The organism is Formosa bonchosmolovskayae (assembly GCF_051016085.1).
Classification (GTDB): Bacteria; Bacteroidota; Bacteroidia; order Flavobacteriales; family Flavobacteriaceae; genus Formosa.
Map to the genome: position 1 here is coordinate 1608068 of NZ_CP174605.1, position 26648 is coordinate 1634715.

Here is a 26648-nt window from a genome sequence, read left to right on the forward strand (position 1 = left end):
AGTCGTTTTCAAAAATATAAAAAAAAGATAGAAAACGTAGAATCCGGACTATTATCGGCTAATAAACTTTAGCTGGTCTTGTTAAAATAATGTATTATCCTCTATACTTAATTGTGCTAATTTTTAATGCATTAAAGTGCATCATGTTAAAAAATAAGTTGGTTTTTGTAGTCTAAAGTTTTTAACCCTTTTCTGAACTTATTATAGTAGATTTATATATTTTCGTTATAAACCATTTCCATGTATTATGATTAAATCATTTGTCTCATTTATTTGTTTTTTAATCACTTGTGTTGTTTTTGCGCAAGAGCATTCAGCTATAGATTATACTAAAATTAAAGCCTCTATTTCTAATTATAAAAATGATGTAAGAGGACCTTATCGAGACATTCGTTGGTTTTGTGACGATGGCACTTTAAATATGCCAAAAGAACCTTGTGAGGATGGTGGTGTGCAACACGCGAGATATAAAGAAGACGTTATTGCTTTAGGGGAAAGTGCACATATTTATTTGGGCCAAATTTTAGCATCTACCAATAAAGATGATTTTTGGGATGAAGCCCATAATCATTCACGCTTAAAACAATATATTGTTGAAAAATATTTAAAATCTGTAGACAATGGTTGGATTAATAGACGTGCTCAATTCTATCGTGGTGCCATACAAGTCGAAGACGAGCAAGCATGGGGAAAAGCCTTTTTTAACTGGTTGTTAGAAAATGATGAATATATCGCTAAACATTTTTATTTAATACGTCAGGCCGTTAAAGATATCCCGCATTCCGACGACGATAATGTGGCGCAACTTATGCGTAGCCAATCTAAAGTTTTGGCCGAAGCATACGAGCCTTTCATGAATCTTAGAATTAAAATTCACGGTCAACCAGAACGTGCAGATATTGCTAAAGTCGAGCAGTTTAAAAAAGATCAGGCCAGTAAATTAACGCCACAATTAAACAAGGAATTAGATGAATTGGTGAATACCATGAACACCTATTTCGAGCCCGTAAATATTGAAAGTCTCTCGACGTATTTAGCTGGAATTTCTAATACAGATATAAGATCGCGATTAAAAGGATTTATAGACGGTTATAAAGGTGAAAATACAGCTACTAAAATTGAAGGTTCTGCCGAAACCATGTGGTACATCCGCGAGCATATTTTAGAAGAAAAATCGGCTACGGGCCGTTTGGCTTTATTCGATTTGTCTTTAAAATTAGAATTGTTAATCACAAAACAAATTAACGAATATCCAGAAGCCACATTAAAAGATTTAATTAGTAAAATATGCTATTTAAGTCATGCGTCTGCCGCTTCTGGTTATACCGAAATTTGGGAATGGCAAGAAGTTAAAGGTGCTTTATCCGTATCGGACGCGTCTACATTAACCCTAGAAACGTTAAATGTTATTCTGGAAGCTGCCCGTAAACAATTGGAATGGGGTACAGGAAAAAATAGTGCCGTTTTTGGAGATGTTGTTACTCTTTACGAAGGATTCGAACCGTTAGTTCATAGTTTTTTAGACGACAGAATCCGTGGTTCTGTGGCGCTTCCGTTAGGAAACAGTATCGGGAAATTAGGGACATTTATTTCTTCGGAATCTGCTTTAAATAATCGTGTTTTAAGTTTAGAGAATCAGAGTCACATTCACGGTTTAAACCCTGGATATGCAAAAGGAACGTTAATAGTTGTTGATGGTTCTGGCGAAAATATGGAAGTGGATCCCAATAACATTTACATCTTTGAAAGACCACCATCCGATTTAAAACCCATTGCAGGAATTTTAACCGTTTCCGAAGGGAACTTAGTATCGCACGTGCAATTATTAGCTCGTAATCTAGGGATACCAAATGCAGCAATTTCATCGGATAATATTCAAGAATTTAAGAAGCATTCTGGTCAAGTTGTATTTTATGCCGTATCCAATAAAGGCACGGTGATTATGAAGCAAGAAAGTGACATGACTGCAGACGAACAGCTTCTGTTCTCTAAAGCAGAACAAAGACATGATATGATTACTGTTCCCGTAGAAAAAATTAGATTAGATCGCACTACCATTTTAAACTTAAGAGAAGTGAATGCACATTCTTCAGGTATTTATTGTGGACCAAAAGCAGCTAATTTAGGGGAGTTAAAAGAAAATTTTCCAGACCACGTGGTTGAAGGGTTTGTAATTCCGTTTGGAATCTTTTTAAATCATATGAAGCAAACTATCCCAAATGAAACCACAACCTATTGGGACTATTTAAATAGCATTTTTAATGATGCTAGACAGATGAAAAACGATGGAAAATCGGCAAAAGAGATTGAAAGTTTTCAGCTAACCGAGTTAAGTAAATTGCGAAAATTAATTATAGATATGCCACTTTTGGATGGTTTTATTTCAGATTTAGAAGGCAATTTTGAGTCTGTTTTGGGAACAGAACTGGGCGGAACATCTGTGTTCTTAAGAAGTGATACCAATATGGAAGATTTAAAAAGTTTTACCGGAGCAGGTTTAAACTTAACCTTATTTAATGTGTTGGAACGCAACAAAATTATAGAAGGTATTAAAACCGTTTGGGCCTCGCCGTACACAGAGCGTAGTTTTAAATGGCGTCAGAAATACTTAACCAACCCTGAAAATGTATACCCATCTATTGTGGTTATTCCAGGAGTTAATAACGATTTTTCAGGTGTAATGATTACGAAAGGGGTTTCTACTGGAAAAACCGACGAAATTACAGTCGCTTTTAGTCGTGGTGTTGGTGGTGCTGTAGATGGACAAGCAGCAGAAACGTGGACTATTAAAAATAATGGTAACCATCACTTAATTTCTCCTTCTCGGGAACCGTCTTATTTATCACTGCCAAGCACAGGAGGTACCAAACGTAATGTAACTACTTTTGAAACGCCTATTGTAAGTTCAAAAAACAAACAAACAGTAAATGCTTTTAGTAAGGAGCTGGTTAAGAAAATGGAAAACAAAGGAATCCTTGGTCCTTACGATGTCGAACTAGGTTTTAAAGATGATAAATTATGGCTGTTCCAAGTCCGACCTTTTGTTGAAAACAAAAATGCCAAAAGCTCGACGTATTTAGAATCGATTACTCCCAAAGTGGACTTAAACAAAAAAATATCTATTAATTCTCCGTTATAATTATGAAAAAACTACTTCTACTTATTGTTATTTTAGGATGTTTTGGTTTTACAGCCAATCATTTCTACCCGATCGATGGTTATACCGTAACAGGAATTAAACGTTTGGTCTATTTAGAGCGTGTAAAACGCGGAGAAATTAAAAGCGATCGTATACCGCCGGGGGCGTTTAAAGATCTAAACTCTATACAATTAAATTTAGTCGATAGACGGTCTGAAGTCGAGAATCTTCCTGAAGTAGATAAAGCGCTTCAAGGCCGTGTAGAAAAACTGTTTAGAGGCTTAGATAAAAATTATTCCATGACGGTTTTAGAGATGACAAAAGGAGAGCCTTTGCGTTATGCTCAACATCGTGAATCTGTAGGATATCAGCCTGGAAGTGTTGGAAAACTAGTTGTTTTAGCAGCTTTTTTTAATCAATTATGTGAGATTTTTCCTGGCAGTAGTTTTGAGGAACGTCAGCAGTTATTAAAAAATAAAATTATAACCGCAGGAAAATGGGCATTATACGATCACCACACAGTGCCTTTTTACAATTTAGAAACTCAGAAGTTAGTAAAGCGTAAAGTTGTTGCTTCAGACACATTTAGTCTTTACGAGTGGTTAGACCATATGGTTTCTGTGAGTAATAACGGAGCGGCTAGTGTGGTTTGGAGAGAAGCGGTGTTAATGCATGTATTTCAAGACAAATATCCCGAATTAACGTTTGAAGAAAGTGAGGCATATTTTAAAAGCACTCCAAAAAGCGAATTGTCTAAAATGGCAATCGACTTAGTGAATGCGCCATTAAGAACATTAGGAATTACCGAAGACGAATGGCGATTAGGTAAGTTTTTTACAAGTGGAGCAGGAGAGTATATTCCAGGGAACGGGGGTAGTATTGGGACGCCAATCGGACTTATAAAATTTGTGATGGCACTGGAAAAAGGAGAAGTGGTAGACGAAAAATCGAGTTTAGAGATGAAACGTCTGTTGTACATGACAGATAGACGAATTCGTTATGCGGGCTCCAAATCGTTAGATAGCTCTGCAGTTTATTTTAAATCTGGTAGTTTTTATAAATGTGATAAAGACAAAGGCAAATGTGGCAATTATATGGGTAATGTTTATAACTATATGAATTCTGTAGCTATAGTCGAAAAACCAAATGGTAAGCGTTATGCCGTGTGTTTAATGAGTAATGTTCTACAGAAAAATTCAGCGTACGATCACCTCATGCTGGCCTCTAAAATAGATGCTATTATAGAAAATGAAGACCAAGATTAAGGCAGTTTTTTTAAAATATCTAATGTTTGCTGTGCTTGATTTCTAATACTTTTACTCGTGTCGTTTAGTACCATTTCAACCAGCGGAATAAAGGTTTTTTTATTTGTTTTTTCTATCAGATATAAAACCGCATGTTTAATTTTTATGTCGTGACGTTGAAGTAAAATCTTGTAACATTCAGCTTCCGAATACACTTTTAGGTTGAGTTTTTTAATAATCTCATAAGAGATTTCATTATTTATAAACGCAGATTCGGCTATAGGAATTAATTCGCGTTTTAAATGATAATCCAAAATATTGTCTAAAAACTCTATGGCATTGATACGTTGTTCTTCTTCGCCATTAATAATAATATCCAATATTGGATCGATTTCGTTTGGCGGATATTTAATTCCTAAAAATTTAAAAATACGGCGTAACTGACGATCTAACCGCTGTTCTAAAATATGCATTAAGCCATTTCTAGCTTCGTCCTCATCTTGGGTGTTTGCGTGATTAATTTTCTCTTTAAAATTAATAATGATTTGTGAATGAATTGAAGATAATGTGGTTTGGTAAACCTGGCATTCGTCTAAAATTTTATCAACAATAAAAGCATCCTTAACCTTTAAAGTCGGGTAGTTCCATTTTAACCGCTTTAAACTGTCTATAGCCTCTATAGTCACAGCATGTTCTGTGGTGTCAATTAACTTTAGTAGGGCATTAATTGCTTTTTGAGATGCAAAAGATTCAATTACTGCAGGGATTACAAACATATCATCTAAATCGTAATACTCTTCCAGTGTTTTGTGTATCAATTCGTCTATAATTTGTTCGTCGTAATTATGAAGTGCTTTAATGGCTTGCGTTCTTGTTTCTTTTTTAGAAAGCCAAGATACAATGGCATCTAGAAAGATATCGGACTTAGTTTTACCCGCATTTTTAAGAGCTATGTTAACAATATTTAAGTCGGTGTTTTGAAGCTGATTTCCAATTATATAATAAAATGGCTTCGCATGAATATTCCCGATAGCTTCTAAAATAATTTTAATTTTTACTGCCTTATATGCTGGATCTGTTGAGGTGCTCCATTCGTCTATAGCGATTTGTAGCCATCTATTAAAGTTAAAGCGCTCTTGTAAAATGGGGTTATTATTCAATTCTAAAGACAAGCCGATTAATGTTGCGTTTTTTATAGATTCGTCTTTACTATTCAGGTAAGATTCGAAGAGGTTTAAGGTATCTTTTTTTCGTTTATGAATTAAATACTGAAAGGCATTTGTGGTTAATTCCTGATCCGGATTGTAAACTAAAGGTTCTATTTGGTCGGAAAGGTCTTCAGTTTTTAAATAGTATAAATTTTCAATAGCTAAAGCTTTCACCTTTACAGATTCGTGTTGTAATAATGCTTTTGTTGCTAAAAATAAACGTTCGTCAGGCGACTCCAGAGTCCGTTGTAGCATATGTAAAATCTGATTTTCAGAGCCGTTTTCAAACACATCTTTTATACTGCTTATAATTGAAGTGACTGGGCGTATTGCTTTTTTAGGCTTGGACTTGTCCACATCTTTACTGCCAGAAGTATCTAATAAATTTTTGAATGCATTAATATAAGACACGCGTAATTTAAAGATTAAAAAGATCCATACTATTATAAGCAGTATGGTGATTATACTAACATAGATCGAGTGAATGTTAAGTCCGTTTATAAAAAATATAAGTATAAATCCGGCCAATCCAGTCGCTATACTATCTACTACAACATCGATAAACGTTTTGGTCTTCTTTTTTAAATCTATAGGAATTGGAATGGATAATAATTCGGTAGCCGATTTATTTACAGATTGCTTTAAACTGCCGTCTATTATTTTTATGAATACAATAACACTTAATTCTGGTACGAACAATAAAAGTATAGACCCCAATAAGATTCCGGTTGGGAGCCATAACAAGGATTTTCCTACGCCAAAAGTTCCAACAATACGTTTGGTTAAAAACAATTGGATAAGAAGAGAAACTACACTTAATGTAGAAAACCAAAACCCGAAGAAAGAGGTTAAATCTTCTGAGTTTACAATTATTTCTGAAGCAAAATGGCTATATTGATAATCGACCAGTTTTGCCACCATAACACTTACACCCATAACGAGTGCCATAAAGCTTAATAATTTGGATTGTCTTATAAGTTTTAAGGGCGATTCGCCTTTGTATATGGGTTTCTGTTTATGAGGAACAAATTCGGTTTTACTTACATTCTTTTTCCAGATATATCGCGTTATAGGTAAGCAGAAAAACAGTAAAAAGGCGGCGACAAATAATAGGTTTTCAGAATCGATAAATCGGGTTAAAACAGAAGTTAAATATCCTCCAAAAATTCCACCGGCTATAGCGCCTGCTCCAATAAATCCGAATACGCGTTTCGCTTCACGAATGTTATAAACGAGGTTGGCTAAAATCCAGAACTGAGAGGTTGTTAACAGTCCGTAAATAGCAACCCAGATATATGGAATGTATAATAAATAACCCAGATCTACATTTAGATTTAACGTGATACCGAAGATTATAAGCGACGCTAAACACCCTAAAATAGTTAGTTCTATAACTCTGTTTAAAGGAAAACGCTCCAGAAATCTATCATAAAAATAAGATCCAATTACGGCCGAAATAGCTGTTAAAATATAAGCTAATGGTAATGCATTGGCGGTAAGTGTAGAAAGAAAAAGTGAATTAATTGTGGGCTTAACTACTAAAAGTGTAGTTATTAGTAAAAATATATTAAGTTGCAGAAGCAAGGTTTTCTGTAACTCGTCTTCATTTAAGTCAAATACTTTAAGAAGGTAGGTTTTAACTCGTTTTAATAACCGCATTAGGCTTTATATTTATAGCTTTTTCAATTGGGGATATCAAATTACGAATAATTTGCTCTCCATTCGGATTTTCTATCAAAGCTACTAATATATATTTTCGTTCTGCATCCCAAACTAATACAGAATCGGCATGCCAATTTTTCCAAGAGCCAGACTTTCTAAATAATCTTGCATCCGGAGCTATTTTTTCTAAGGTATTTACAAATTTATGATGTAATTCAGGGTTCTCCATCATATCTAACATATGCTTAGAACGTTTTTGATTTACAAGTTTGCCGTGTAGCATTAAGTAATAAAAGCGACACACTTGTTCGGCCGTTGCGGCATGACTTAAATTTTTTAAGGGCTCTCTGTTTGTCGCTCCGGAAGCAGCATAACGTTTACCAACCCATAAGCCACCACCATTATCTTTATCGTATAAGTGATATTGTTCTGAAGTTAATACATCTTCAATTTTTTGAAACCCGACACGATCAATCATTCTTGTGGTTGCTTGATTGTTCGATTTGCTAATCATTAATCGCATATCGCTTTTAACTTCAGGCGTATCTTTTAATTCCCCGTGTTCAATAGCATCTTCAGCGGCTAGTAATACAGCAATTTTAGGTAAACTTGCGGCATACATCATCTCCTTTCCATTTAGGTTTGCAAACCTTGGAAATTCTGGATTGCTTAAGTCGATAACCCCAATGGCCATCTTTTTATCTTGTATAAGTTGTTTCCAACTCGAGTTTTTATAAATTTCTTTTTGTAATACCGAAGTAAATTCGGTGTCCGAATATAAATCTAAAGGTCTAAAATCTTCTTCGGGTGCAGTAAATGGTAAGTGTGCATAATTATCATCTGCATTAATGGTTATGCTTGTGTTATATTCTAATTTGGAAGCTAAAGCATTAGGATCTGTTTTATACTTTGCTAACGTTTTCGTGCCTAAAATAGAAGAAGTAATAATTATTAATCCAGCAAAAATAAATTTGTATTTCAGAAGAGACTGTTTTGCGTTTTCTTTTTTCATAAATGTTCTAACTCATTAAACACGAGTGCAATATTAATTTAAAATCAGTTAATAAAAAAAAACATTAAGTTAAAGTTTTTCTAGATTTTTATGAAGTTGGCTTCACGAAATTAGGTACTGTATTAATGTGTTGAGGTATGAAACGTGAATCTGGATTTTTTGGTATTCCATATTGTTATTTTAACAATATTTATTTTCCAGTGGGTGAAAATATATACTTGGTACATGTTTTTTATTGAAAATTGAAAGACACAAGAGCCGTTTTAAGAGCGCTGAAAGGCATAAAAAAAATAATAAATTTTGACGGTTCATCGAATAGGTTACTTTAAGGTGTCTATGTGCTTGTGTTTTGTGTTAAATTTGAGAAAAAAAATAATTGTGTAACTGATTCATAACCTTGTGATTAGTTGTGGTTTTTTATTGTATATATGATAAACATGTTCTCCTGCTTCTCTTTAAAAAAAGTTACATCTAATATTTATGCATTTTTATAACCTAAATAATAACCCTTAAAACATTTACTTATGAAAACTTTAAAATTTACAGTATTAGCCCTTTTATTATTTGGATCACTAACCGCTTGCGTTAATGAAGAAATGGACGACGACATGCTAGTTGCCCCAGATACTATCGAAGCAAGTACATCTGATACCGGAGGCGCAATCGACGAATTATAATAGATTAAACAGAATTAAAATAATAACAACCCTAAAAACATCACCTTATGAAAACTTTAAAATTTACAGTCATTGCTCTTTTATTATTCGGATCGTTAACAGCATGTGTTAATGAAGAAATGGATGACGACATGCTAGTTGCTCCAGACGCTATCGAAGCAAGTACATCTGAAACCGGAGGCGCCATCGACGAATTATAATAGATTAAACAGAATTAAAATAATAGCAACCCGAAAAACATTTACTTATGAAAACTTTAAAATTTACAGTATTAGCTCTTTTATTATTCGGATCCCTGACTGCTTGTGTTAATGAAGAAATGGATGACGACATGTTACTTTCACCAGATAACGTAGAAGCGAGAACAAAAGCACCAGTACCAACCGGAGGCGCCATCGACGAATTATAATAGATTAAACAGAATTAAAATAATAGCAACCCCAAAAACATCACCTTATGAAAACTCTAAAATATACAGTCATTGCTCTTTTATTATTCGGATCCCTAACCGCATGTGTTAATGAAGAAATGGATGACGACATGTTACTTTCACCAGATAACGTAGAAGCGAGAACAAAAGCACCAGTACCAACCGGAGGCGCAATCGACGAATTATAATAGATTAAACAGAATTAAAATAATAGCAACCCTAAAAACATCACCTTATGAAAACTCTAAAATATACAGTCATTGCTCTTTTATTATTCGGATCACTAACCGCTTGTGTTAATGAAGAAATGGATGACGACATGTTACTTTCACCAGATAACGTAGAAGCGAGAACAAAAGCACCAGTACCAACCGGAGGCGCCATCGACGAATTATAATAGATTAAACAGAATTAAAATAATAGCAACCCCAAAAACATTTACTTATGAAAACTTTAAAATTCACAGTATTAGCTCTTTTATTATTCGGATCCCTAACTGCTTGTGTTAATGAAGAAATGGACGACGATATGCTAATTGCCCCAGACACTATCGAAGCAAGTACATCTGAAACCGGAGGCGCAATCGACGAATTATAATCCCCTGAAATACATTTAAAATAATAACAACCCTAAAAACATCACCTTATGAAAACTCTAAAATATACAGCCATTGCCCTTTTATTATTCGGATCACTAACCGCTTGTGTTAATGAAGAAATGGATGACGACATGTTACTTTCACCAGATAACGTAGAAGCAAGAACAAAAGAATCAGCACCAGCACCAACCGGAGGCGCGATCGACGAATTATAATAGATTAAACAGAATTAAAATAATAACAACCCTAAAAACATCACCTTATGAAAACTTTAAAATATACAGCCATTGCCCTTTTATTATTCGGATCACTAACCGCTTGTGTTAATGAAGAAATGGATGACGACATGTTACTTTCACCAGATAACGTAGAAGCAAGAACAAAAGAATCAGCACCAGCACCAACCGGAGGCGATGCGATCGAATTATAATAGATTAAACAGAATTAAAATAATAACAACCCTAAAAACATCACCTTATGAAAACTTTAAAATATACAGCCATTGCCCTTTTATTATTCGGATCCTTAACTGCTTGCGTTAATGAAGAAATGGATGACGACATGTTACTTTCACCAGATAACGTAGAAGCAAGAATAAAAGAAACAGCACCAGCACCAACCGGAGGCGCAATCGACGAATTATAATAGATTAAACAGAATTAAAATAATAACAACCCTAAAAACAACACCTTATGAAAACTTTAAAATATACAGCCATTGCCCTTTTATTATTCGGATCCCTAACCGCTTGTGTTAATGAAGAAATGGACGACGACATGCTGGTTGCTCCAGACACTATCGAAGAAAATACATCTGACACCGGAGGCGCAATCGACGAATTATAATAGATTAAACGGAATTAAAATAATAACAACCCTAAAAACATTTACTTATGATGTAGAAGCAAGTACATCAACCGGAGGCGCAATCGACGAATTATAATAGATTAAACAGAATTAAAATAATAGCAACCCTAAAAACATCACCTTATGAAAACTCTAAAATATACAGCCATTGCTCTTTTATTATTCGGATCGTTAACCGCTTGTGTTAATGAAGAACTAGACTTTAAAACTCTAAAATATACAGCCATTGCCCAGCCATTGCAGATACTATCGAAGCAAGTACATCAGCCCTTTTATTATTCGGATCCCTAACTGCTTGTGTTAATGAAGAAATGGATGACGACATGTTACTTTCACCAGATAATGTAGAAGCAAGAACAAAAGCTCCAGCACCAGTACCAACCGGAGGCGCAATCGACGAACTATAATAGATTAAACAGAATTAAAATAATAGCAACCCTAAAAACATCACCTTATGAAAACTCTAAAATATACAGCCATTGCTCTTTTATTATTCGGATCGTTAACCGCTTGTGTTAATGAAGAACTAGACGACGACATGCTAACCGCATGTGTTAATGAAGAAATGGATGACGACATGTTACTTTCACCAGATAACGTAGAAGCAAGTACATCTGACACTGGAGGCGCCATCGACGAATTATAATAGATTAAACAGAATTAAAATAATAACAACCCTAAAAACATCACCTTATGAAAACTCTAAAATATACAGTCATTGCTCTTTTATTATTCGGATCACTAACCGCTTGTGTTAATGAAGAAATGGATGACGACATGCTAGTTGTTCGAAGCAAGCACATCTGATCGACGAACTATAGAAGAAATGGATGGACGACGACAGACACTATCGAAGCAAGTACATCTGAAACCGGAGGCGCAATCGACGAATTATAATCCCCTGAAATACATTTAAAATAATAACAACCCTAAAAACATCACCTTATGAAAACTTTAAAATTTACAGTATTAGCTCTTTTATTATTCGGATCGTTAACTGCTTGTGTTAATGAAGAAATGGACGACGACATGCTAGTTGCTCCAGACACTATCGAAGCAAGTACATCTGATACCGGAGGCGCGACGAACTATAATCACCTAAAATAAATTTAAAATAATAACAACCCTAAAAACATCACCTTATGAAAACTCTAAAATTTACAGTCATTGCTCTTTTATTATTAATCGTTAACCGCTTGTGTTAATGAAGAAATGGACGACGACAATAATCGAAGCAAGTACATCTGATACCGGAGGCGCAATAGACGAACTATAATCACCTAGAATAAATTTAAAATAATAACAAACCCTAAAAACATTTACTTATGAAAACTCTAAAATATACAGCCATTGCTCTTTTATTATTCGGATCGTTAACCGCTTGTGTTAATGAAGAACTAGACGACGACATGCTAGTTGCTCCAGACACTATCGAAGCAAGTACATCTGACACTGGAGGTGCCATCGACGAACTATAATCTTATGAATACTCCAAAATATACTGTAATCGCTCTTTTATTATTCGGATCGTTAACTGCTTGCGTCAATGAACAGATAGACGACAACATGCTAGTGGCCTTAGATCGGGTAGAAGTAGACGCACCAATCTTAATCGGCGGTGCCATCAATGAATTATAATAGACCTCAAAGAGTTACGATATTGAACGTTTTAATTCCATGTTATATTCAAAAAATATAAATATATTTGGTGAAATGATATCCTAAATCTTGACTACCTATTATAAAATTTTAATGTGTCTTGCGATATGTTTTAGCCTTTTCAATGTTAAGACTTTCGCACAAACTAAAGATGTTGATAGTATAGAGCGTCTACTTCAGAAATCGTCTAATTCTAAAGATTACGATTATAATAGCCGGTTTTTGTTTGCAAAACAGGCAGAACAACTCTCTAATAAACTAAACATAGACTCTTTAAAACTAAAGAGCAATATTGAAATAGCGAACTTGTACAAAGAAAAAGGTGCTTTTCAGTTATTTTTAAATGCGAACAACGATAATATAAAACAAGCCGAGCGTGCAGGAGATTCTGTATCCATAGCGTTGCTGTATCACGATACTGCTAATTATTATTTTAGACGGTCCACAGACAGTGCCTATAACTATTTTTATAAGGCAGAAAAAATTTATAGAGCATTAAAGGATAATTATAATACGGCATCTACCTTATTAGGAATCGCGATTATTCAAAAAAATGAAAAGGACTTTATTGGGAGTGAAGTTACTTCGGTAGAAGGCATAACGCTGTTAGATTCTTTACCCGATACTCAGAATATTATCCGTAAAAAAGCCTTTTTGTTTAATAATCTGGGAATTGTATTTGACGAGCTCCAACAGTACGATGATGCCATAGATTATCATAATAAATCGTTACAATTAAAACGCCGTCTAAATGGAGATAACAGTCATACCATTAGTAATTCTCTTAATAATTTAGCGTTAACTTATAAAAATTCAGGTGCTTATAATATTGCTTTAGAGTATTACGAAGATATTTTAAGTGATGCCACTTTAAAATCGCAACGTCCCCAAATTTATGCACTTGTTCTAGATAATTATGCGCATACACTATACTTAAATGAAGAGGAAGAACAGCTCCCACAACTCTATTTAGAAGCACTAAAGATTTGCGATAGTATTGGAGCGACGTATAATTCTATTATTATAAATCAGCATCTTGCCGAATTTTACAATGGTAGAGATCAGAAAGATTCAGCGAAATATTATGCCCACAAGGCGAAGGACATATCGGAGCAATATCACAACGACGACCTTTTAAAATCCTTATTGCTTTTATCGGAAATAGAGGTGGATAGTGTGGCGGTGAACTACTACAAAGATTATATTCGATTAAGCGATAGTCTTCATAAAAGCGAACGTTCTGTTCGTAATAAATTTGCTAGAATAAGATACGAAACAAAAGAAATAGAGCTTAAAAACGAAAAAATAACTAAAGAGCGGTTGCTGTTTATGTTAATCTCTGTGGTTTTATTAATCACTTCATTTTTAATTATAGTCATTGTATCTCAGCGTAATAAAAATAAAGCATTAGAATTTAAGCAAAGACAACAGAAGGCAAACGAAGAGATTTATAATCTTATGCTGTCTCAACAAGATAAAATAGAAGAGGCGCGCACATTAGAAAAACGTAGAATATCGGAAGAGTTGCACGATGGTGTTTTGGGACGCCTTTTTGGAACCCGTTTAAGTTTAGATAGTTTAAATGCTAGCAAGACAGACGAGGCTATAGAAACGCGTAGTAATTATATAGAAGAATTAAAGACGATTGAATTAGAGATTAGAAAAGTTTCGCACGACTTAAACATGGATTTTGTGTCTCATTCTGGTTATATAGATATTATTAAAGCCTTACTAGAGAAACAATCTTTAGCTTACAATTTAGAATGTGCATTGAAGTACGAGGACAATATTAATTGGGACGATATTTCTAACAGAATTAAAATTCATTTTTATAGAATTATTCAGGAAGCACTTCAAAACTCTTATAAACATTCTAAAGCAGATCGTGTGAATATTGATTTTTATAGAACAGACAACGATATTTGTTTAGACATAACAGATAACGGAATAGGGTTTGATATATCGAAATCCAGAAAAGGCATTGGCTTAAAAAATATGTCGTCTCGAGTGCATGAAATCCACGGCGTTTTAGTTCTTAAATCGGATAAGAATGGCGGAACCAAAATTTCAATTAAAACCCCAATCTTTAATTAAATTACAATAATCAAGAAATATGAGCGAACTTATTAGAATTTTAATGACCGACGATCATCCCATGATTCTTGAAGGGTATCAAAATACATTATTGTCTACCAAGAAACCAGAACAAGAATTAAAAATTGATGTTGCTAATAATTGCGATCAGTCTATAGAAGCGATGCACCGTAGTATTCGTAAAGAAGAGCATTACGATATTCTGTTTATCGATATAAAGATCCCACCTTCTTCAGACGATCAATTTACAAGTGGTGAAGATCTGGCAAGGTACGCCCGTAAGATTTTACCAAATGCCAAGATTGTAATTTTAACCATGTTTAATGAAACGTATCGTATTCATAATATTATAGAAGAATTAAATCCTGAAGGCTTTCTAATAAAAAGTGATTTAACATCTAGGGAGTTAGCAAGCGCATTCCAAGCCATATTAAATTTTCCTCCATTTTATAGTGGAACCGTGAACAAGTACCTGAAGCAAACCGTAATAAGTGATATTTATTTAGACGATAAAAACAGACGTATTTTATACTTACTATCTCAGGGTGTAAAAACTAAAAATTTAGCAGAACATGTAGATTTATCTTTAAGTGGTGTCGAAAAACGTAAAAAACAACTGAAAGTATTATTTAGTATAGAAGATGGTCAAGACGAAACTTTAATTAGTGAAGCCAAGAAATTAGGCTTCATTTAAAAAATAAATTAAAAAAAAGAGACGGGTTTTCAATAAAATGCAAAAATTACGGTTTTCCCGCAACTAAATATCAAACAGACTATTTATATTTGGGATAGTATCAACTAAAAGTTAATCCTTCCCTTTAAAATAGTTCGATAGTTTTAAAATTATATAAGCCTTATAACCCTCATTATAAGGCTTTTTTTTTAGAACAAACTAAAGCCTTCTTTGTGTTTCCAAAACACATTTAAAAATAATCCGAAATACACAATTCCCACTATAAATTTTAAAAGTGTCCCTGTTAAAAAGCCTAAGAAAGAACCAAAAGCGGCTTTGGTAGCGGTTTTATGGTTGGCTTTAAACAACATTTCTCCAACAAAAGCACCAATAAAAGGCCACACAATTATACCTAGAAATCCAAAAACAGGGAAAATTATGGAAACTACCAAGCCAACTGTAGTCCCAATAACACCATATTTACTGCCTCCAAATTTTTTAGTTCCCATGGCAGGGATGGCATAGTCTATAATTACAATAGCCATGGCTATGATAAATGTAATTGCAATAAACGTCCAATCGTTCGGGATTACTTTAGTTAAGTACAAAAGTAAAAGTCCTAACCAACTTACTGGTGGTCCTGGTAGTATAGGTAAAAAACTGCCCATCAAGCCTATAACCATGCATAAAAAACCGATAAAAACTAAAATAAAATCCATAATCTAAATTTAGCGTACGGCAAGTTACATATATTATTAATTACTTTTTTAGACTAAGAAATTAGTTTAAACTAAATAATTAGTTATATTTGTTTCAAGGTTAAACTAAAAACTTAGTTAAATGAAGGCGTTAACAAAAGCAGAAGAAGAAATCATGCAAGTGCTTTGGCAGTTAGAACAAGGCAATGTAAAAGCTATAATTGAAGAATTACCAGAACCAAAACCAGCTTACAATACAGTATCTACCATAGTGCGTATTTTAGAAAGTAAAGGCTTTGTAGATTATGAAAAGCAGGGGAAAGGCCATATTTATTTTCCGTTAGTCTCTAAACAAGACTATAGTAACCAATCGTTAAACACATTGGTAGATAATTATTTTCAAGGGTCGTTTAAAAGTTTAGTGTCATTTTTCGTGAAGAAGAACGATGTGAGTTTAAACGATTTAGAAGCCATGATGAAGGAAATCGAAAAAAATAAATAATTATGTTACACTATATCCTACAAACCATAGCGTTCCAATTGTTCTTTTTAATGGTGTACGATTTATTTTTAAAACGTGAAACCTTCTTTAATTGGAATCGGTTTTACTTATTATTTACACCAATTGCTTCATTTGTATTGCCTTTAATTAAAATTGAAGCTTTTAGAAATGTTTTGCCACAAAACTATATTGTGCAATTGCCAGCCGTAATCTTAAATCCAGATGCATCAACTATAGAAACACAATTATTACCAACGGTTTACCTTAAAAATAGCAGTTCGTTTTGGTCGTGGGAATTCATATTATATGTAGGTATTAGTGTGTCCGTTTTTATATTTCTTGTCAAAATGTTTAAGCTCTTTAAAACAATCAATATAAGTGAAAAGAATAGGGTTAACGGACTTACTATTATCACGTTAAAAAACAGTTCTGCGGCATTTTCATTTTTTAATTATGTCTTTTTAGGCGATGCCATAAATCCTGAAAATTATAGAGCCATTTTGGCTCACGAATGTGTTCATAAAAGTCAGAAACACAGTGCCGATTTATTGTTTTTCGAACTGCTTCGTATTGTGTTTTGGTTTAATCCGCTAGTGTATATGTACCAAAACAGAATGGTTACACTTCACGAATATATTGCCGATGCTTTAGTGGTAAAGCAACAAGATAAAGTGACCTACTATCAAAACTTGCTGAGTCAAGTTTTCGATGTCAATCATATTTCATTCATCAATCCATTTTTTAAACAATCATTAATCAAAAAACGAATCATTATGTTAACAAAAACGAAATCAAAACAAATCCATTTAGTAAAGTATGCCTTGCTTGTACCCATGATTTTTGCAATGCTGTTGTATACCTCTTGTGATAAAGAGGCGGAAAATTCTGAATCTACAATTTTAGAAGATGTTATACAGGATACTCCAAATACTACAATACATGTAGAGAAAGTTAATCCTGATGACGCTGTAGATATGGATATAGAAGTCCCTTATAGCGTTGTAGAGCAACCACCTGTATTTCCAGGATGTGAAGATTTAACAAAAGACGAACAACGAAAATGTATGTCAACCAAAATCTCACAATTTGTAGGAAAGAATTATAATACGGATTTAGCAGGAGAATTAGATCTTTCAGGAAGGCAACGTATTAATGTGGTTTTTAAAATTGACAAACAAGGTAATATTGTTGATGCGAGAGCCCGAGCTTCAGAAGACGCTTTAGCCGAAGAAGCGGTACGTGTTGTGAATTTATTGCCTAAAATGATTGCGGGAAAACAAAAAGGAAAAGAAGTTACTGTGCCATATTCTTTACCAATAGTATTTCAAGTAAAAGATTAAACCATTAATATATATGTTAAAAACCGAAGCTAATCACTTCGGTTTTTTTTGTTTCTAAGAAATTTAGAGCAAATAGATTGATCTTTATCAATTTCAGTCAAGAATCGCATTCGAAAAAGTGTTAAATACTAAAATTATTGTATTTTCGATTTTCATCTTAAACTATGAAGCATTTCGTATTTATACTTGCATTACTATTAATCTGCGCTTGCGACGATTTAAAGGTGAAAAAAACATCTACTGAAGCTATTCTAAACGAAGAATTACAATCGTTTACATGGAATGAAGTCGATGAATATCCTACCTTTTCATCTTGCGAAACATCGGCCACGCAACAGTATAGAAAACAATGTTTCGAGCAAACGTTAGCAACCACAATTTTAAAACGTTTGGAAGCCGAGCGCATTATTGTAAACCGCGATGTATTAGATACATTACTTATTCAATTTAAAATTTCGGATGCAGGCGATTTAAGTCTGCTAAACTTTAAAGTCGATTCCCTAACTCAAGCCGAAATACCGAATATTAAATTCTTAGTGACCTCTAGTTTAGATAGTCTGCCAACTATCGAGCCTGCTATAAAACGCGGACAAAAAGTGAATTCGGAATTTATACTTCCTATTATTATTAAAGTAAATTAAATTCTATTTCGTAAATGTTCTGTCTTTCCAAGCGTACGATGTAAATAACGATACTACGGCTACATACGAGCAAAATATAGGATATAATATAGCGATAATTATATACCATTTTAATCCTTTTTCTTGATTAAAAAACACAGCGCTTTTATAGATAAGCATAAAGTCTACTGCAAATTTAACGGCGCACAAACCTGTGAAATAAGTCGGTGAAAAATCTCCAAAACTCATACATATAAATAAACAGATTAATAAGGCATTCGTGCTTAAAACCAAGAGTCCGGTAATCTGACTAAACTTGTTTGTATAGGCTTTGGTTTTAGATGCCCAACGCTTACGCTGACTAATTAAATCTTTTAAAGTAGGTTGCGCATGTGTGTAAATTACAGCATCGGTAGATTTTAAATACTGAATACTTTCAGGGTATTTCTTGCTTATTTTTTCAAGTAAAAAAATATCGTCACCACTGGCAATAGCATCATTTTCTGCAAACCCGTTTACATCGTAAAAGGCTTGTTTTTTATATCCCAAATTAGCGCCATTACATAAAAAGGGTTGGTGTATTCCAAATCCGCCAATAGTGGCGCCTTGCAAACTCATCACATCAAACCACTGAAATATATTTAGAAATTTAGAGGTGGTAAAATAGGTAACAGGAGCCACAATTAATTGACAATCCGGATGCCCTTGAATAAAAGCATTAAAGGTGTTTAGCCACGTTTTAGGCAGTACACAATCGGCATCGGTAGTTAATATCCAGTTACATTTAGCATGAGAAATCGCTAAGCTAATTGCGTCTTTTTTAGGCGAGTTAGAGTGGCGTTTATTTTGGAGTAATGTAATTTGTAACTCACGATGTGTTTGTGTAAAATGGTTAATAATACTTTCGGAAATATCTTCAGACCCATCATTTATAAGAAGAATTTCAAAATGATTTTTAGAGTAATCTAATTCAGAAATAGAGTGTAACAATTCAGGTAAATGTTTGGCTTCATTCCTAAAGGGGATAACAATAGAGAAACTGGTTTCATTAGAGCGCGTATGAGGTTTAAACGTCTTAACTTTTGTAAATCCCCAATACAGACTCCCAATTAAAAAAGTATATAATGTTAATGTGATTAGACTAAAAATTATCATACGTTAAGATTTTGGAAGTTTAAAACGCATAACAAAATAGATTCCAAAAAGACTTGGTAAAACCACGTTTAAAATCCACATAAGTGTAATGCAACTTAATATAATAGTTCCATTAATGTCGAAAAAAGAAAATAAATACACTGCAATACTACCTTTTAAAACCACATCAAAAATAAAAACACTTGGGAGAATTGAAGCTAAAAGATACATGCTGGACAGAGCCATCATGGTGTTTAAATAACTTAAATCTACTTGAAATAATTGCAGTAATAGGTAAAATTGAAATGAAAAAATAAAATATCTTAGGGTAGAAAATAAGAGGGTTTTCATCAATAAACTAAGAGAAATAGCCGATAAAAAGCGTTTAATTTTTAAAAGCCATGTTTCTGGTTTTAAATAAGTTTTCGCTAGTACTATTAGAACTGTTACTAAGAGTCCGAAAATTAAATATTGCGACCAATGCAGTGTTTTATAATCGAAATGTATAGGAAATGTACTGCTAAAAAATAGTAAACCCAAACTTCCAAAAAAGGTGGTGACACACATTTGAGCGAAGTTTCCAAGTCCGTTTAATCCCATTATTTTCGCTCTAAGATTGGAAGGGAAATATAAGGCCTTCGCACCATAATCTCCAATACGGTTAGGCGTAAAAAGAGAAGCCGTATGTGCGCCTAAAGTTTGTTCGGTAGCGCGTTTTAAAGAGATCGGTTTAAAAATACTTACTAAATACTTCCATTTTAAAATTTCAAAAAACCAATTTAAACAAGATAATACCGTAATAAGTAGCAGGGATTGTATAGAGAAAACAGTTTCAGAATTTAAAATAGTCCAAAATTTCGCAAGCGATAAACTGTCGTTATGCACTAGTTTCGAGTAGATAAAGTAAAAACTAAAGGCAATTATACTTATCTTAACGAGATATATTAAGAATGCGTGCGATTTATAAATAAGTGCCTTGGCGTACATAGTGCAAATTAAACCTTTTATTGTAAGATGTCTTCTAAAATTAAAAAACAAAAATACATTTCTACCGTAGTTATTCTATTATTCTTCTTCTCGTTTCAGGGGATGTCTCAAATAGACGAGGACGTACTAAGACTAAAATTTGCAGTAGGAGGGAATCATGTAAGTAATTCAGGATTTGCCGAAGGTTATGGGGCCAAAGAATTTAATTTGCCTAGCGTCACTCTTGGAGCGCAATATATGTTTACCGAAAAATTGGGCGCAAAGTTAGATTTAGGATTTAGTCGTATTAAAGGTGAAAACGATGAATTTAAGATTAACTATACCCGCATAAACGGACAAGCGGTTTACGATTATACACCCCTTTTTAACTTCGATAAAAAATCTAATTTTCAATTTCAAGCTCATGGCGGTCCAGGTTTTACTTTAGTAAGACCTTTAGAAGGCCTTAGAGAGGTCGATCAGAGTTATTTTAATTTTATATTGGGAGTAGAAACACTATATGCCCTTAGTCGGACCACCGGGGTGTTTTTCGATGTCTCTTATATTCACGGATTTACAAAACCAGACACCTATACGCCTGCAATTAATGGATTGGGTGCTTTTAATGGCAGTATGTTTACATTTACTATTGGTGTTTCCCTATCTTTGAGCGGATGTTATTATTGTAATTAATGAGTAAAGAACGTATTATTTTAGGGATTGACCCAGGAACCACCATTATGGGGTTTGGACTGATAAAAGTTGTGGGGAAAACCATGTCTTTTTTGCAATTAAATGAATTAGATTTAAAAAAATACGATGACCATTACCTCAAGTTAAAACTTATTTTTGAGCGGACTATCGAGCTTATCGAAACCCATCACCCAGACGAAATAGCTATTGAAGCTCCTTTCTTCGGGAAGAACGTACAAAGTATGCTAAAACTGGGGCGTGCGCAAGGTGTAGCTATGGCTGCAGGTTTGTCTCGCGAAGTTCCAATTACCGAATATTCTCCTAAAAAAATAAAAATGGCGATCACCGGAAATGGTAATGCCAGTAAGGAACAGGTTGCTAGAATGCTTCAAAGTGTATTAGGATTAAAATCACTTCCTAAAAATCTCGATTCTACCGATGGACTTGCCGCTGCAGTGTGTCATTTTTACAATGAAGGTCGTGTAGAAGTTGGGAAGAACTATACCGGTTGGGATGCTTTTGTGAAGCAAAACGAGAAGCGCGTGACCGCTCCAAAAGTCTCAAAAACGAGAATAAATAGCATTAAAAAATGAATTTAAATACCGATTCTAATCACAAAGAACGTGTGGATGATGTTGGCATTTATATCCACATTCCATTTTGTAAACAAGCATGTTTTTATTGCGATTTTCATTTTTCTACATCCTTAAAAAAGAAGGATGAGTTAATAGATGCGTTAATTGTAGAATTAGAATTACGAAAATCTGAATTTGAAAACGATACGGTTGCTACAATCTATTTTGGAGGTGGCACGCCTAGTTTGCTATCTCTAGAAGAAATAGAAACCATTTTAAAAGCCGTATATAATAATTATTCAGTGATTGAAAACCCTGAAATTACTTTAGAAGCCAATCCAGACGATTTATCGGAAACTAAAATATTAGAGCTAGCTAAAAGTAACATAAACCGTTTAAGTATAGGTGTACAATCGTTTTTTGAAGCCGATTTAAAACTAATGAATCGCGCACACAATGCGACGGAAGCGAAGCACTGTTTAGAGTTAGCAACTCAGTATTTCGATAATATTTCGGTCGATTTAATCTATGGAATTCCAGGAGCAACACATGAGCAATGGCGGGAAAATATTCAAACTGTTTTAGATTTTAATATTCCGCATATTTCAAGTTACGCCCTAACAGTCGAACCTAAAACAGCTTTAGCTACCTTAATAAAAAAAGGAAAGATTGAAGATGTAGATGAGGTGCATGCAGAAGTTCAGTTTCATATGTTAATTAATCAATTAAAAGAGGCTGGTTTTATACATTACGAACTGTCTAATTTTAGTAAACCGGGGTATTTTAGTATTAACAACTCTGCCTATTGGAAAGGCAAAAAATATATTGGTATTGGTCCGTCGGCGCATTCTTTTTCTGGAGAATCACGCAGTTGGAATATCTCTAATAATTCAAAATATATTCAAGCAATTCAGTTAAAAACCTTACCAAGTGAAATAGAAATATTATCCGTTAACGATAAATATAACGAATATGTAATGACAGGATTACGTACCATTTGGGGAGTCTCTTTGGAAACGATTGTGGCTGTCTTTGGTTCTGATTTTAAAACATATATTTTAGCACAAGCAGATAAATATTTAAATGAAGAATTGTTGTATATTGAAGATAATAATCTTAAAGTAACCACTAAAGGTAAGTTTTTAAGCGACGGCATTGCGTCTCAGCTTTTTAAGATTTAAAATGTAGTATTTATTATGATTGCAAGCATACAAACTAATTCTAAAAAATATAAAATAGATTTTACAAAACCCATAGATATATCGATCCCATTGCGTGCGGCGAGTACCAATGTTTCGGCCTATTACCTAGAGCCTCCAAAGATCGATCCCGCGATAGACGATCAAGGGTTCTCGGCACAAGTTTCGGAAGGAGCATCTGTAAATTTTAATAATATTTCTTTTAATCCGCATGCGCATGGTACACATACCGAATGTGTGGGGCATATTACAGAAGACTTTTATTCGGTGAATGAAAATTTAAAACAGTTTTTCTTTTTGGCAGAAGTGATTACTGTTGTGGTAGAAAAAAAGGAAGACGATTTGGTGATTTCTAAAAAACAGCTTCAGTTCGCTTTAGGAAATAAAAAACGAAAAGCTGTGGTTATAAGAACAATTCCAAATACGTTAGATAAACTAAATAAGCAATACTCACATACCAATCCGCCGTACCTCTTAGAAGATGCAGCTACTTATTTACGAGAAAAAGGAGTAGAGCATTTGTTAGTAGATTTGCCGAGTATCGATAAAGAAAAGGATGAAGGCGAGTGGTTAGCGCACAATGCATTCTGGAACACAAATGGGAAGATTAGAAAGCATGCAACCATTACCGAATTTATTTATGTTCAGAACTTCGTAGAAGACGGTACTTATTTTCTAAACCTACAAATTGCCCCTTTCGAAAACGATGCAACGCCTAGTAAACCCGTATTATATCAGGTAATTACTGATTAGATTTATAGCTATGTTCGAAAATATATTAATGGTTCTTTTGGGAGTTATAACTACATATTGGGTAGTTACCTTGTTTAAAAAGAAGGAAAAAAAAGAACTGACTGAAAAGCAATCTGCCGTACTTTTAGAAAAGATAAAAAGTGTCTGTAAATTAATTACTGTAGAAGGCGAATTTGCCGAAATCTATCATCACGAAAATATTAAAGATCATTTTTTAGGTTTGTTATCTAGTAAACGAAAAGCCTTAATTGTTATTAATGCAAAAGTGCATATTGGTTATGATTTAACAAAGCTAAAGATGCATGCTAATACAGACGATAAAAAAATAGTAATTGAGCATATGCCACAGCCAGAGGTATTGGCCATAGAGCCCGATATGAAATATTACGATATTAAAAACGGTTTATTTAATAGATTTGCTTCCGAAGACTTAACCGTATTAAATAAAGAAGCCAAACAGCACATTTTAGATAAAATTCCTGAAAGCGGACTTATGATTACAGCTAGAAAAGAAGCACTTCAAGCCATTTTAATGATTGAAAAAATTGTGGAAACCATAGACTGGGAATTGGATTATTCTGCATTAAAAATTGAAGACAAAACCATCGAAAAACTACAATAAGTTGAAAACGATATTAAAATTAGAAGAAGTCGCCATGTTGGCTTTATCCGTTTGGATGTTTAGTGAGCTATCTTATTCTTGGTGGCTGTATTTAGTCTTGTTTTTTCTGCCGGATGCAGGTTTTGTGGGCTATGTATTTAGTAATAAAATAGGGGCGTTTTTTTACAATATTCTACATCATAAAGGTATTGCCATTCTCTTATATATTTTAGGTTCTTTTTTTGCTGTTGAAGGCTTACAACTGGCAGGTGTAATTATGTTTGGACATGCCTCTTTCGACCGCATTTTAGACTATGGTTTAAAATATAACGATAGTTTTCATAATACACATTTAGGCGTTATTGGGAAATCTAAAGACACGCCATGAATATCGAACAACTTCACTACTATTGTTTAAAAAAGGAAGGTGTAACCGAATCGTTTCCATTCGATTCTAATACTTTAGTTCTAAAAGTTTTAGGTAAAATGTTTCTTCTTACATCTTTAAAAGGTTGGGAAGAAGGTGAGCCAGCTATCAATTTAAAATGCGATCCTGAACGTGCAGAACACCTACGTGCAAATTACGATAGTATAATTCCGGGATTTCATATGAGTAAAAAACATTGGAATACCTTAAAATTAAATCAAGGCGATTTGCCTTCACCGTTTGTTTTAGAACTAATCGATCATTCTTACGATTTGGTGGTAAAAGGGTTGCCAAAAAAGTTGCGAGATAGTCTTACCGAGTCGTAATATAATTTAGTTCTGTACATTATCGTTTTGTAATATTCCAAGTACATCAAATTATGTGCTCTATTTTAATATTTTGGTAAGAGCAAGGCTTCTCCCAACGGATTATCTTATCTTTGAATTTGTAACAGTATACGCCATATTCCTCTAAATACAACACGATATTTCTAAGGTTGGGTATCCTAAGTTCAGTATGTTTTACATTCAAAAAAATCACCTTTAATTTAGATAACTTTCATCTAAACAGAATATATAATATGAGATATAAGCAGATTTCAAACACACTTTTTATAGAAAATAGAGACCGTTTTATAGCGCAAATGAAACCGAATACCATTGCAGTGTTAACATCTAACGATGTTAACCATAATAACGCAGACGATGTTATGGGATTTACCCAAAACAACGATCTGTTTTATCTTTCGGGAATCGATCAGGAAGAGAGCATTTTGGTATTGTATCCAGACGCGGCTAAGCCAGAAAATAGAGCAATCTTATTTGTAATTGAAACGTCCGAGCAAATTAAAATTTGGGATGGCGAAAAGTTAACCAAAGAACAAGCTACCGCCATTTCAGGAGTAGAACGCGTAGAATGGGTTCAGGATTTTGAGAAATTATTACAACTTATGGCGTTTGAAGCTGATGGCTTTTACCTAGGACACAACGAACATGTAAAGCGTGTAACTTTTAATCAGCAAACGCAACAAGATCGCATGATTTTGTGGGAAAAGAAAAATATCCATTGCATAATTTACATCGTGTTTCCAAAATTACACGGGATTTACGTCCAATAAAGTCTAAGGTCGAAATAGACTTAATGCAACATGCTGCAAATATTAGTATTAAAAGTTTTGAACGTGCTTTAAGAGCTACAAAACCGGGAATAAAAGAATACGAAATTGAAGCAGAACTAAGCTACAATTTAATAAAATCCGGGGCGACACGTCATGCGTTTAATGCTATTATTGCTTCAGGAAAAAATGCGTGCTCTTTACATTATAATACGAATGATGACGTCTGTAAAGATGGCGATATGATTTTAATGGATTTTGGGGTGTGTTATGCTAATTACAATAGTGATACCACGCGTTGTTTTCCTGTAAATGGTAAATTTTCGGAACGTCAGAAAGCCGTATATTCTGCTGTTTTACACTGCTTAAAAGAAGGAAGTAAGTTGTTTAAACCGGGAGTGTTATCTGCCGAATATGAACAACAAATGGGGAAATTGGTTGAAGCAGAACTTATAAAATTAGGTCTGTTAAATGCAGAAGACGTAACGAAACAAGATCCTAAAAAACCATTGTATAAGAAGTATTATATGCATAATTCGGCACACCATATTGGTCTAGACGTTCACGATGTAGGCTTGTATTCTCGTCCGTTTGAAGTGGGTATGGTTCTTACTTGCGAACCTGGAATCTATATTCCGGAAGAAGGTATAGGTTGTCGTTTAGAGAACGATTATGTAATTACAGAAGATGGTTGTTACAATTTAACTGAAGCTATGCCTATCGAAATTGAAGAGATTGAGGCACTAATGAAAAATAATTTATAA

The 26648-nt window shown here is 33.9% G+C and carries 35 protein-coding genes; 30 read left to right on the forward strand and 5 right to left on the reverse strand.

Going from position 1 to position 26648, the window contains the following annotated elements:
* The first annotated feature begins 247 nt into the window (after positions 1-247).
* Together ACKC83_RS06740 and ACKC83_RS06745 are read left to right on the forward strand one after the other, a co-directional pair.
* Positions 248-3139 carry a PEP/pyruvate-binding domain-containing protein gene (locus ACKC83_RS06740; protein WP_434037474.1) on the forward strand — a complete coding sequence of 964 codons (2892 nt, stop codon included), beginning with the start codon at positions 248-250 and terminating at the stop codon, positions 3137-3139.
* A gap of 2 nt (positions 3140-3141) precedes the next feature.
* Positions 3142-4404, forward strand: a complete 1263-nt coding sequence (locus ACKC83_RS06745) for a serine hydrolase (protein WP_414035541.1) — start codon at positions 3142-3144, stop codon at positions 4402-4404.
* Here ACKC83_RS06745 and ACKC83_RS06750 read toward each other — a convergent pair.
* Positions 4401-7250, reverse strand: coding sequence for an NTP/NDP exchange transporter (locus tag ACKC83_RS06750; protein WP_434037475.1), 2850 nt, complete (start codon positions 7248-7250; stop codon positions 4401-4403). The genes ACKC83_RS06745 and ACKC83_RS06750 overlap by 4 nt on opposite strands.
* Positions 7228-8265 carry a serine hydrolase gene (locus ACKC83_RS06755; protein WP_414035539.1) on the reverse strand — a complete coding sequence of 346 codons (1038 nt, stop codon included), beginning with the start codon at positions 8263-8265 and terminating at the stop codon, positions 7228-7230. Before ACKC83_RS06755 ends, ACKC83_RS06750 begins: the two co-directional genes overlap by 23 nt.
* 524 nt (positions 8266-8789) lie before the next feature.
* Between ACKC83_RS06755 and ACKC83_RS06760 the strand changes: the two genes are divergently transcribed.
* The 16 genes from ACKC83_RS06760 to ACKC83_RS06835 all read left to right on the forward strand — a co-directional run bounded on the left by ACKC83_RS06760 (position 8790) and on the right by ACKC83_RS06835 (position 15283).
* Positions 8790-8942: a hypothetical protein gene (locus tag ACKC83_RS06760; protein ID WP_434037476.1), complete on the forward strand. Its 153-nt coding sequence runs from the start codon at positions 8790-8792 to the stop codon at positions 8940-8942.
* A gap of 47 nt (positions 8943-8989) precedes the next feature.
* Complete coding sequence (locus tag ACKC83_RS06765; protein ID WP_434037477.1) at positions 8990-9142, forward strand: hypothetical protein; 153 nt, start codon at positions 8990-8992, stop codon at positions 9140-9142.
* A gap of 47 nt (positions 9143-9189) precedes the next feature.
* Positions 9190-9351 carry a hypothetical protein gene (locus tag ACKC83_RS06770; RefSeq protein WP_434037478.1) on the forward strand — a complete coding sequence of 54 codons (162 nt, stop codon included), beginning with the start codon at positions 9190-9192 and terminating at the stop codon, positions 9349-9351.
* 47 nt (positions 9352-9398) lie between these two features.
* Positions 9399-9560, forward strand: a complete 162-nt coding sequence (locus tag ACKC83_RS06775) for a hypothetical protein (protein WP_434037479.1) — start codon at positions 9399-9401, stop codon at positions 9558-9560.
* A 47-nt stretch (positions 9561-9607) separates the two neighbouring features.
* Entirely contained in the window at positions 9608-9769 is a 162-nt protein-coding gene (locus ACKC83_RS06780) for a hypothetical protein (protein WP_434037479.1), read from the forward strand.
* A 47-nt stretch (positions 9770-9816) separates the two neighbouring features.
* On the forward strand, positions 9817-9969 hold the full coding sequence (locus ACKC83_RS06785) for a hypothetical protein (protein ID WP_434037480.1): 153 nt from the start codon (positions 9817-9819) through the stop codon (positions 9967-9969).
* A 48-nt stretch (positions 9970-10017) separates the two neighbouring features.
* The gene (locus ACKC83_RS06790) at positions 10018-10185 is read left to right on the forward strand and encodes a hypothetical protein (protein ID WP_434037481.1); all 168 of its coding nucleotides are present in this window, start codon (positions 10018-10020) and stop codon (positions 10183-10185) included.
* 47 nt (positions 10186-10232) lie between these two features.
* The gene (locus ACKC83_RS06795; protein ID WP_434037482.1) at positions 10233-10400 is read left to right on the forward strand and encodes a hypothetical protein; all 168 of its coding nucleotides are present in this window, start codon (positions 10233-10235) and stop codon (positions 10398-10400) included.
* A 47-nt stretch (positions 10401-10447) separates the two neighbouring features.
* Positions 10448-10615, forward strand: coding sequence for a hypothetical protein (locus tag ACKC83_RS06800; RefSeq protein ID WP_434037483.1), 168 nt, complete (start codon positions 10448-10450; stop codon positions 10613-10615).
* Positions 10616-10662: 47 nt separating this feature from the next.
* Complete coding sequence (locus ACKC83_RS06805) at positions 10663-10815, forward strand: hypothetical protein (protein ID WP_434037484.1); 153 nt, start codon at positions 10663-10665, stop codon at positions 10813-10815.
* 144 nt (positions 10816-10959) lie between these two features.
* Positions 10960-11127 carry a hypothetical protein gene (locus ACKC83_RS06810; protein ID WP_434037485.1) on the forward strand — a complete coding sequence of 56 codons (168 nt, stop codon included), beginning with the start codon at positions 10960-10962 and terminating at the stop codon, positions 11125-11127.
* 163 nt (positions 11128-11290) lie between these two features.
* Positions 11291-11482: a hypothetical protein gene (locus tag ACKC83_RS06815; RefSeq protein WP_434037486.1), complete on the forward strand. Its 192-nt coding sequence runs from the start codon at positions 11291-11293 to the stop codon at positions 11480-11482.
* A 299-nt stretch (positions 11483-11781) separates the two neighbouring features.
* On the forward strand, positions 11782-11943 hold the full coding sequence (locus ACKC83_RS06820; RefSeq protein ID WP_434037487.1) for a hypothetical protein: 162 nt from the start codon (positions 11782-11784) through the stop codon (positions 11941-11943).
* A gap of 218 nt (positions 11944-12161) precedes the next feature.
* Positions 12162-12314, forward strand: a complete 153-nt coding sequence (locus ACKC83_RS06825; protein WP_382380272.1) for a hypothetical protein — start codon at positions 12162-12164, stop codon at positions 12312-12314.
* Between the two features lie 274 nt (positions 12315-12588).
* On the forward strand, positions 12589-14589 hold the full coding sequence (locus ACKC83_RS06830) for a sensor histidine kinase (RefSeq protein WP_434037488.1): 2001 nt from the start codon (positions 12589-12591) through the stop codon (positions 14587-14589).
* A 19-nt stretch (positions 14590-14608) separates the two neighbouring features.
* Positions 14609-15283, forward strand: coding sequence for a DNA-binding response regulator (locus ACKC83_RS06835; protein ID WP_414036426.1), 675 nt, complete (start codon positions 14609-14611; stop codon positions 15281-15283).
* Positions 15284-15471: 188 nt separating this feature from the next.
* Here the strand turns inward: ACKC83_RS06835 and ACKC83_RS06840 are convergent, their stop codons facing one another.
* Positions 15472-15981, reverse strand: coding sequence for a DUF456 domain-containing protein (locus tag ACKC83_RS06840; RefSeq protein ID WP_434037489.1), 510 nt, complete (start codon positions 15979-15981; stop codon positions 15472-15474).
* Between the two features lie 121 nt (positions 15982-16102).
* On the opposite strand from ACKC83_RS06840, the gene ACKC83_RS06845 reads away from it, so the two are divergent.
* The 3 genes from ACKC83_RS06845 (at position 16103) to ACKC83_RS06855 (ending at position 18443) form a co-directional block, all read left to right on the forward strand.
* Entirely contained in the window at positions 16103-16462 is a 360-nt protein-coding gene (locus ACKC83_RS06845) for a BlaI/MecI/CopY family transcriptional regulator (protein WP_414036424.1), read from the forward strand.
* Between the two features lie 2 nt (positions 16463-16464).
* The gene (locus ACKC83_RS06850; protein ID WP_434037490.1) at positions 16465-17802 is read left to right on the forward strand and encodes a M56 family metallopeptidase; all 1338 of its coding nucleotides are present in this window, start codon (positions 16465-16467) and stop codon (positions 17800-17802) included.
* Positions 17803-17966: 164 nt separating this feature from the next.
* Positions 17967-18443 carry a hypothetical protein gene (locus ACKC83_RS06855; protein WP_434037491.1) on the forward strand — a complete coding sequence of 159 codons (477 nt, stop codon included), beginning with the start codon at positions 17967-17969 and terminating at the stop codon, positions 18441-18443.
* Between the two features lie 3 nt (positions 18444-18446).
* Here ACKC83_RS06855 and ACKC83_RS06860 read toward each other — a convergent pair whose 3' ends face one another.
* Together ACKC83_RS06860 and ACKC83_RS06865 are read right to left on the reverse strand one after the other, a co-directional pair.
* Positions 18447-19577 (reverse strand): glycosyltransferase family 2 protein, encoded by a 1131-nt coding sequence (locus tag ACKC83_RS06860; protein WP_434037492.1) that lies wholly within the window; start codon positions 19575-19577, stop codon positions 18447-18449.
* Between the two features lie 3 nt (positions 19578-19580).
* Positions 19581-20441: a hypothetical protein gene (locus ACKC83_RS06865; protein ID WP_434037493.1), complete on the reverse strand. Its 861-nt coding sequence runs from the start codon at positions 20439-20441 to the stop codon at positions 19581-19583.
* 129 nt (positions 20442-20570) lie between these two features.
* On the opposite strand from ACKC83_RS06865, the gene ACKC83_RS06870 reads away from it, so the two are divergent.
* The 9 genes from ACKC83_RS06870 (at position 20571) to ACKC83_RS06910 (ending at position 26648) form a co-directional block, all read left to right on the forward strand.
* Complete coding sequence (locus tag ACKC83_RS06870) at positions 20571-21215, forward strand: outer membrane beta-barrel protein (protein WP_434037494.1); 645 nt, start codon at positions 20571-20573, stop codon at positions 21213-21215.
* Positions 21215-21808 carry a crossover junction endodeoxyribonuclease RuvC gene (gene ruvC / locus ACKC83_RS06875; RefSeq protein WP_038532190.1) on the forward strand — a complete coding sequence of 198 codons (594 nt, stop codon included), beginning with the start codon at positions 21215-21217 and terminating at the stop codon, positions 21806-21808. The genes ACKC83_RS06870 and ruvC overlap by 1 nt, the downstream gene beginning before the upstream one ends.
* Positions 21805-22971, forward strand: coding sequence for a radical SAM family heme chaperone HemW (gene hemW, locus ACKC83_RS06880; RefSeq protein WP_434037495.1), 1167 nt, complete (start codon positions 21805-21807; stop codon positions 22969-22971). Before ruvC ends, hemW begins: the two co-directional genes overlap by 4 nt.
* Before the next feature lie 15 nt (positions 22972-22986).
* On the forward strand, positions 22987-23742 hold the full coding sequence (locus ACKC83_RS06885) for a cyclase family protein (protein WP_434037496.1): 756 nt from the start codon (positions 22987-22989) through the stop codon (positions 23740-23742).
* A gap of 10 nt (positions 23743-23752) precedes the next feature.
* Entirely contained in the window at positions 23753-24364 is a 612-nt protein-coding gene (locus tag ACKC83_RS06890) for a DUF4230 domain-containing protein (protein WP_414036416.1), read from the forward strand.
* Between the two features lies 1 nt (position 24365).
* A complete protein-coding gene (locus ACKC83_RS06895) occupies positions 24366-24731 on the forward strand; it encodes a DUF4260 domain-containing protein (protein WP_434037497.1) in 366 nt (121 codons plus the stop codon).
* Positions 24728-25096 carry an MmcQ/YjbR family DNA-binding protein gene (locus ACKC83_RS06900; RefSeq protein ID WP_434037498.1) on the forward strand — a complete coding sequence of 123 codons (369 nt, stop codon included), beginning with the start codon at positions 24728-24730 and terminating at the stop codon, positions 25094-25096. The genes ACKC83_RS06895 and ACKC83_RS06900 overlap by 4 nt, the downstream gene beginning before the upstream one ends.
* 254 nt (positions 25097-25350) lie before the next feature.
* Positions 25351-25887 (forward strand): aminopeptidase P N-terminal domain-containing protein, encoded by a 537-nt coding sequence (locus ACKC83_RS06905; RefSeq protein WP_434037499.1) that lies wholly within the window; start codon positions 25351-25353, stop codon positions 25885-25887.
* Entirely contained in the window at positions 25815-26648 is an 834-nt protein-coding gene (locus ACKC83_RS06910; protein ID WP_434037500.1) for a M24 family metallopeptidase, read from the forward strand. The genes ACKC83_RS06905 and ACKC83_RS06910 overlap by 73 nt, the downstream gene beginning before the upstream one ends.